Genomic DNA, 8524 nt, shown 5'->3' with positions numbered 1-8524 from the left:
ATTCCTCTGACCCGAAAGCCATGCTCCAAAGAGAGGTGTGTCCCCTAACCTTAGATAGAGGTGTGTCCCCTAACCTTAGATAGAGGTGTGTCCCCTAACCTTAGATAGAGGTGTGTCCCCTTATCCTTAAAACGAACTTGGTTCGAGCTTTACAGGCTGCTAGCGGGATAAACCGAAACCAGCCGGTGGTAAATCCCCTTCATTTCCAGGAGTTCCTGGTGCCTTCCCGTTTCCGCCACCCGTCCGCTTTCCAGCACAACAATCCGGCCGGCCCGCCGCACGGTATGGAGGCGGTGGGCGATGATCAGCGCCGTTCGGCCCCGGGCCAGGCGTTCCAGGGACTCCAGAATGACGCTTTCGCTGACGGGATCCAGGCCGCCGGTGGCCTCATCCATAATTAACAGGGGCGCGTCCTTTAAAAAGGCCCGGGCAATGGCCAGGCGCTGGACCTGGCCGCCGCTCAGGCGGATTCCCCCCTCGCCCACCTGGGTATCGTAGCCCCGGGGGAGATCCAGTATAAAGCCGTGGCCTCCGGCCTGTACGGCTGCCTCCATTACCTCTTCCAGGGCCGCCCCGGGACGGCCCAGCCGGATGTTGTCGGCAATGGTGCCGTAGAAGAGATAGGGTTTCTGGGGTATCAGGGCGATATGCCGCCGCCACTCCTCCTGGGGCATTTGCCCCAGGGGAGTTCCATTAACCAATATCCGCCCCCGGTCCGGCTCAATGAAACGCAGCAGCAGGTGGGCGGCGGTGGTCTTCCCGGCCCCGCTGGGACCCACCAGGGCCACCATTTCCCCGGGATTTATCCCGAAGGAGACCCCTTGCAGGGCCGTTCGCTCACCCTGGCCATAGGAAAAGTGCACGTCCTCAAAGGTAATCCGGAATGGTGGCCCCGGCGGCACCGGTGAAGGCGGCGACGACTTTGTTTCCGGCGGCGGGGGGGTATCAAGAATCTCGAAGATACGCCCGGCGGCGCTGACCCCTGCGAGTCCGGCGTGATAGTTGCCGCCCAGAAGCCTCAGGGGCAAATAAAATTCCGGGGCCAGCAGCAGGAGAAAAAAGGCCTGCTCAAAGGGGATGCGGGCGTATACCAGGCGAAGGCCCACCGTAACCGCCACCAGGGCGGTGCTGATGGTGGCCACAAATTCCAGCGCCAGGGCCGATAGAAAGGCCACCCGCAAAACCCCCAGGGTAGTGTCCCTGAAATTGCCGCTGATCCGGGCGATGGTTTTGGCCTGCTCCTTGCTGCGGCCAAAAATTTTCAGGGTGGTGAGACCCTGCAGCACGTCAAGAAAGTGGGCGCTCATTAAACTTAATGCCTCCCACTGCCGCCGGGACAGGGATTGCGCCCATTTACCGATTAAAAACATAAACAGGGGAATCAGCGGGGCCGTGAAGAGTAAAATAAGACCGGAAACAATGTCCAGGGGAAAGACAAAACCCAAAACGGCCAGGGGCAGCAGCGCGGCTAAGGCCAACTGAGGCAGGTAGCGGGCGAAATAGGCGTCCAGGGCTTCAATTCCCTCCACCAGAACATTCACCAGCTCGCCGGTACGCTCTCCTCCGGCGTATACCGGACCCAGGGCCAGTAAATGGGCCAAAAGACGCTGGCGAAGCCGGTGTTTAATTCCCGCGGCGGCCCTGTGGGCCGCAATCTCGCCTATCCAGGCCAATCCGGCCCGAAAAATGATGAGCCCCAAAAGAACCCCGAGCAATGCCCGGACATCCTCCAGGTTATTTCCATTCAGAAAGACCCGGTTAACCACCCGGGCCAGACAGCCCGCCTGCAGCACGGCCAGAAGGCCGCTTCCCAGTCCCAGTCCCACGCTGAGGGCCAGGAAAACACGCACCGGCCCGGTCTCGCCAAAAAGCCTTTTATCCAGCATCTTTCCTCACCTCGGCAGAAAAAGGGACGCCTTCCGGGGCTGCCCGGATTTATCCCGCTAACAGCCTGTAAGGCCCCGTCCTTGAAGATCGGGGATAAACAGGCTGTTAAAGCCCGAAATTATAAAGCCGGGGGACACACCTTACTTTGAAGCATAGGTTTAGGGCCGGAGGAATGTCCCCAAAGCATCTATTCTCAAAATTTAATTTTTGCGACAATGGAGAACCGTCCCCTGTCGCATTTTAATATTCCAGGTCCTTTAGGGTGACGCGTTGGCGGAAAATCCAGTAGTTCCAGCCCTGGTATAAGAGTACAACAGGAACCAGGGTGAGTGCAACGATGGTCATGATCTTTAATGTATAGGGGCTGGATGAGGCATTGTATATGGTAAGGCTCCAGTCCGGATTCAGGCTGGAAACCATAACCCGGGGAAACAGTCCCCAAAAGACGGCCACGGTGGAAAAAACTATGGCCAGGCCATTCATGGCAAAGGCCAGGGCGTACTTTCCGGCGCGCAGCAGCCCGCAGGCCAGGACAAGGGCCGCCACGGCCCCCCAAAACACCACTCCCGCGCCGGTTTTTTCAAATAAATCGGTTTGACTGTAACTTAAGACAACCAGTAGCAGAAGGGCCGGCACAGCCAGAAAGCCCGCCAGTGACGCCGCCCTGCGGGCGCCCGCCAGCTGCTGGCCGCTGGTTTTGAGGGTGAGAAAAAGAGCGCCGTGCAGGGTGAAAATGAACAGCGTGGTCAGCCCGCCCACCAGGGTATAGGGCGACAGAAGATCCCAGAAGGTGCCCGCGTACTGCATATTGACGGCAATGGGCACACCCCGGAGCAGGTTGGTTATGGCCACCCCCCACAGCAGGGCGGGTACCAGGCTTCCCCCGAAGATCATCCAATCCCACAGGCTGCGCCAGGCCGGCCGGTCATCCTTGCTGCGGAACTCAAAGGCCACCCCCCGGAGAATCAAGGCCAGCAGCATCAAAAAGAGCGCCATGTAAAAACCGCTGAACAGGGTGGCGTACCAGTTTGGAAAAGCGGCGAATATGGCTCCGCCGGCCGTGATCAGCCAGACCTCGTTGCCATCCCAAAAGGGGCCGATGGAATTGATTAGCAGCCGCCGCCCGGCATCATCCTTTCCCAGGAAGGGCAGCAGGGTTCCCACGCCGAAATCGAAGCCTTCCAGAAAGAAATAGCCGGTAAAAAGCACGGTTATCAGTACGAACCAGAGAATATTCAGCTCCATAAGGACACCTCCTTTTTAGTTTCCTGAAAACTTTCCCCGGATATGGCGCCGGGACCCTGTTTAATAAATTTGGTCAATAGATAGATGTCGGCCATGGCCAGTAATCCGTAAATCAGGGTAAAGGCAAGCATGGTGGTAAACACCGCCCCGGCGGAGACCGAGGGTGAAACGGCTTCGTTAACCCGTTGCAGTCCCTGCACGATCCAGGGCTGGCGGCCCACCTCGGCCATAAACCAGCCGCTGGTATTGGCAATGTAAGGCAGGGGAATGCTCCAGAGCAGCGCCTTTAAAACCCGCGGTCTTGCTTCCAGCTGACCCTTTTGCCACAGGTACAGGCTGTAAAGGGTGATTAAAATCATCCAAAAGCCCGCCCCCACCATCAGCCGGAAGCTCCAGAAAACCGCGGCCACCGGCGGGATATAATCCCCCGGCCCGTACACGTTTTGGTACCTGGCCTGAATGTCCTTGATCCCCTTGACCTCGCCGCTGAAGGAATTATAGGACAGGAAGCTTCCCAGAAGGGGTATTTGGATTTCCAGGGAGTTGGTCTGGTGTTTCTGGTCAACCAGGGCCGCCAGGCTTAGGGGAGCAGGGTCCGCGCTTTCCCAGAGGGCTTCGGCCGCCGCCATTTTCATGGGCTGGGAGTTGACCAGGTGCTGACCCTGGAAGTGCCCCACACCAATCACCAGGAAAGTGCTGATAATACCCATGGTCAATCCAATCTGAAAGGAGCGGCGGAAAAAGTCGGAATAGTTTTTTCGCAAAAGATGATAGGCGCTGATGCCCATCACGAAAAAGGCCGCGGTGGTGAATCCGGCCAAAACGGTATGCGGAAATTGATAGAGTACATGAGGATTTGTTAAAAGTGCAAGAAAATCATTCATCTCCGCCCGGCCGTTGCGGATAACATAACCCACGGGCTCCTGCATAAAAGAATTGGCTACCAGTATCCAGAAAGCGGAAAAATTCGAAGCAATGGCCACCAGCCAGATGGTGGCCGCGTGCATTTTGGGAGACAGTTTATCCCAGCCGAATATCCATATTCCCAGGAAGGTGGATTCCAGGAAAAAAGCCGCCAGGGCTTCCACCGCCAGGGGCGCCCCGAAGATATCCCCCACGAAACGGGAATATTCCGACCAGTTCATGCCGAAATGGAATTCCTGCACGATCCCGGTTACCACTCCCATGGCGAAATTAATCAGGAAAAGCTTCCCCCAGAAGAGGGTCATTTTTTTGTAGGTCTCGTTTCCGGTCCGGACATAAATGGTCTCCATAACGGCCACCAGCACTGAAAGCCCCAGGGTCAGCGGCACAAACAAAAAGTGATAACTTGAGGTAACGGCGAACTGCAATCTCGCCAGAATGAGAGCATCCACAATTGTCCCCCCTATTTTTTAAAATTTTAAAAAGGTTTTCCTTAAAGCTTTTTACCACGGCATCCCCCGGTGGCTTCCCCGACCGGGGCCCCGCCCGGGCGCGCGCTCCCCGAACAAAGAATTTTAAACTGGAGTAAATTGGTATACTTACAAACCCACCAACCCCCTTTCTTTCCCGCAAAATAAGCTTTTTCTCAGGTCAGTCAAGCAGTTAACCTGTCAGTTAACTTGCCGGTCTGGAGCAAAAGCAGGGAGGTGCAATAAAAATACCTGCTTTTGCGGTTCACTAAATGCTTTAATAAAGTATCTCTACAATATGTATACTAATATGGTATAGTTTTATGTGCATTGTAACTCAACTTATTTTAGCTGTCAAGTTTTTCAAAGTGCGACAGCGGGGACGGTTCTCAAGTGTCGCATTTTTGTGGTTGAATATAAATATTAAGTAAGCCTTGGGTTCGGAGAGGGTTATTTCCCTGCCTAACCTGAGTTGGGGGTATTCCTCGCCAAAGTCATATACATTGCGACAGCGGGGACGGTTCTCAGGTGTCGCATTTTTGTGGTTGAATATAGATATAAGCAAGCCTTGGGCTCGGAGGGGGTTATTTCCCTGCCTAACCTGAGTTGGGGGCATTCCTCACCAAAGTCATATACATTGGGGACATTCCTCTGACCAGAAAGTCATGCTCCAAAAAGAGGTGTACCCCCCTTCCTTAATTACCTTTTTATCCCCGGCTTTCAAAGACGGGGCCTTGCAGGCTGGCTGTTAGCGGTATTATAAACCTGCTTGGAAACGGGTTGCAAAGTAAAGGGCCTGCTCCGGGGCAGGCCCTTTATTGACTATATTTCGGTCATTTATGGTTTTTAACCGGTTAGCGAAGTTTTTCGAAACGGTCCTTGAGACGCTTGCTGACCTCGGGCATGGTGGTGTACTCCATTTCGTCCAGGTGCAGGCGGTGCGGCTCGAAGGGGCCGAGGCTGCGCAGGTAATTCGCGATTTCGTTGGCCTTTTGCCTGGCCAGGTCGTAGGACGGGTCGGCAAAGAAATCCTGCGGGCCGTGGAGCTTGCCGTCGGCCAACTGGAAGCCCAGGGCAATGACTCTGGGCGGGCCGTCGAAGCGGGTAGGATTTGACTGGTCCACTGAAACCGGCATCAACGGCCCGCTGTGTGAGCCGCGCATCCAGCCGGATACCAGGTGGGGGTTGGCAAAGGGCTCCAGGGCTTCGCCCACGGCCGGGAAGCCGCTCTGGCAGCGAACAATCAGCACCGGGTCGTCCTTGCCCACATAGCGGCCCGCCATCAGGTTCAGGCGCTGGGTGCTGGAGGTGGAGCAGATTTCATTGGTGCCCTTCTGATAAACCGACTTGATGCAGTAGCGGCCGGGAGCGCCGATAAACACAAGCATGTCGTAAAGCTCCTCCGGGCAGGAGAAGGTGACCTTTTTGTTCTCAATCAAATCCCGCACCTCGAAAAGGAATCCCCCGTGCATTTTGGGGTCTATGATCAGCCCGATGGTGTTGAAGGGGTCGGCGAACATTTTATAAACCGGCAGGTTCCAGGCGCCGGGCTCCGTTTTATCCGCCGCGAACACAATCACCGGCTCGCTGGTGCGCTCCTGAAATTCCATTTCCGCCACACCCGGTCCAAGACCCTTGATATTGCCGGAAAAGGCGTCGGACAGCAGATCCTGTCCGGCCCCGTACAGTTTTAGTTTTTTGGCTATGGTGGTGCAGGAGGAAAATACATCCCAGGCCAGCTGGTGTATCTCTCCGCTGTCCTTGCCGCATTCGTGTGTCATAATCAGGTTGATATCGTCACCCACGTGAGTTACATGATAGTCTATCAGGAGCGGGCTGCCCGAGAGCATGCCCCTGGCGGTTTCAAGTGTTTCCGGGTGTACGCTGGAATGGCCAACGAATCCGCCAATATCCGCTTTAATAACGCTCAATGTAATTTTTTTTCCCACTTGTTAACCCCCTCAAAATAATTTACAATATTATTCTTTACTATGCCGAATAATTCCTGCACATTCACATAAAAAAATATATTCTAATTAACCCTCTTTGTCGAAATGTGTTATACTAATTCCCTTGCAAAATATTATGCGGCGACTTTGTTAAAGTTGCCGCTTATGATAAAATTTTTTAAATGTGCTCCGGTTTACCGTGACGGTGTTTACGTCCGCTTTTGGGCCCGGTATTTGCAAGTTGCATGGAAGGAGATTTAAACATACAGGCATATTCGGGGGGAAAAGAATGAATCTTAACGAAATAATTGCCTCAACCAGCAATGCCGTGGTGGCTGTGGACCGGTCAGGCACCATCGTATATTGCAACCGCCAGGTGGAGAATTTTCTCGGGGTGCCCGCCTCGTCAATCATCGGCAGGCAGGTGAATGAATTTTTTCCCACCACCGGACTGATGGAAGTGATGGAGGACGGCAGGCCGCAGCTTGGGTGCAAACTTTCCCTGAATAACGGCACCTATCTTTCCAATCGCAATCCTGTGGTGGTGGACGGCAAAATTGTGGGGGCCGTTGCGGTTTTCCAGGATGTTACCGAGATTCAAAATATTATCGATGAATTGACCACCAGAAATGAAAAGGTCGAGGAGCTGCAGGAAACCCTGACCAACATTCTGGAGCTGTCCAGCGACGGAATAGTGGCGGTGGACAGGGATTATAAAATAACCATGGCCAATCAGGCCTACGCCAGTTTTTTCAATAAAAGCGTGGAAGAACTCATCGGCCGGCACGTCAGAAAAATATACGGCGCCAACCCCATCTTTCCCAAAGCCATGGAGACCGGGGTGCCGGAGTACGGTTATGTAACCACTTTAAACGGCCAGGAGATCATAGCCAACCGCATGCCCATAAGGAAAAACGGGGAGATTGTGGGGGCCCTGGGAACAGTGGTTTTTAAAAATATAGCCGACCTGCAGGCGCTCTCGGAAAAGATACAAAACCTGCGTAACCAGCTGGATTACTATAAGGACGAGCTGGAAAGGACCCAGCGCTCCAGATTTTCCTTTGACCAGATAATCGGCCAAAACCCTTCCTTCACCGCCCTTAAAGAAACCGCCAGGCGGGTGGCCAGAAGCCACTCCACGGTGTTGCTGCGGGGGGAAAGCGGCACCGGCAAGGAACTGTTTGCCAGGGCCATTTATACGGAGAGCGGGCGGAATCACGGGCCCTTCGTCAGGGTGAACTGCGCCGCGGTCCCGGAGAACCTGCTGGAGTCGGAGCTGTTCGGCTACAAGGACGGTGCCTTCACCGGGGCCAGGAAAGGCGGGCAGGTGGGCAAGTTTGAGCTTGCGGACAAGGGAGTAATTTTCCTGGACGAAATAGGAGACATGTCTTTGCAAATGCAGGCCAAGCTTTTAAGGGTGCTGCAGGAGAAGGAAATAGAGCGGCTGGGCGATACCAGGCCCCGCCAGGTGGACGTGCGGGTAATCGCCGCCACCAACCGCAACCTTGAAGAGATGATAATAAACAGCGAATTCCGGGAAGATCTGTACTATCGCATAAATGTCATCACCCTGACCATACCGCCCCTGCGGGGCAGGATGGAGGACCTGGACCTGCTGCTGCAATATTTCATTGAGCATTTCAACAAACGTTTCGGGTGCAGGGTCACGGAAATAGAGCCGGAGGTAATGGCCGTTCTGCGCAGCCACCGCTGGCCGGGAAACGTCCGGGAATTGGAAAACGTGGTGGAGCGGGCCTTCAATATGCTGGAGGGGGACACTATACAAAAGGAGCACCTGCCGCTGTACCTGCAGCGGGCGCAGAAGCACAAGGGCCTGGGACGCAGCGGGTTGCACCACCTGGTGGAGGAAATAGAGCGGGAAGCCATCATAGACGCCCTGGAGGCCTGCGGCGGCAATAAAAACCAGGCCGCCCTGCTTCTGGGAATATCCAGGGCCGGGCTGTACAAAAAAATCAGCCGCTACAAGATAAGGGGTTATTAACCTGTAAACATCGTGTCCATTATCTACGAAGTAGACAGTGGTGGAAC

5 protein-coding genes are annotated in these 8524 nt (G+C 54.7%); 1 reads left to right on the top strand and 4 read right to left on the bottom strand.

From position 1 onward, the window contains the following. Positions 1-149: 149 nt before the first annotated feature. From cydD to fbp, 4 genes are all read right to left on the bottom strand, one after another. Positions 150-1886, bottom strand: coding sequence for a thiol reductant ABC exporter subunit CydD (cydD, locus tag DCCM_RS17900; protein ID WP_104373750.1), 1737 nt, complete (start codon positions 1884-1886; stop codon positions 150-152). A 241-nt stretch (positions 1887-2127) separates the two neighbouring features. Next, on the bottom strand, positions 2128-3132 hold the full coding sequence (cydB, locus tag DCCM_RS17895; protein WP_104373749.1) for a cytochrome d ubiquinol oxidase subunit II: 1005 nt from the start codon (positions 3130-3132) through the stop codon (positions 2128-2130). Then, positions 3123-4508: a cytochrome ubiquinol oxidase subunit I gene (locus tag DCCM_RS17890; RefSeq protein ID WP_104373748.1), complete on the bottom strand. Its 1386-nt coding sequence runs from the start codon at positions 4506-4508 to the stop codon at positions 3123-3125. The genes cydB and DCCM_RS17890 overlap by 10 nt, the downstream gene beginning before the upstream one ends. Before the next feature lie 872 nt (positions 4509-5380). After that, positions 5381-6475 carry a fructose-1,6-bisphosphate aldolase/phosphatase gene (fbp, locus tag DCCM_RS17885; RefSeq protein WP_104373747.1) on the bottom strand — a complete coding sequence of 365 codons (1095 nt, stop codon included), beginning with the start codon at positions 6473-6475 and terminating at the stop codon, positions 5381-5383. Between the two features lie 289 nt (positions 6476-6764). On the opposite strand from fbp, the gene DCCM_RS17880 reads away from it, so the two are divergent. Continuing rightward, entirely contained in the window at positions 6765-8477 is a 1713-nt protein-coding gene (locus DCCM_RS17880) for a sigma-54 interaction domain-containing protein (RefSeq protein ID WP_104373746.1), read from the top strand. The last annotated feature ends 47 nt before the right edge of the window (positions 8478-8524 follow it).

This window comes from Desulfocucumis palustris (assembly GCF_002933875.1).
In the GTDB taxonomy this organism is placed as follows: Bacteria; Bacillota; Desulfotomaculia; order Desulfotomaculales; family Desulfocucumaceae; genus Desulfocucumis; species Desulfocucumis palustris.
The sequence above is the reverse complement of the archived record's forward strand: the minus strand, read 5'-3'. Positions and strand labels throughout refer to the sequence as shown.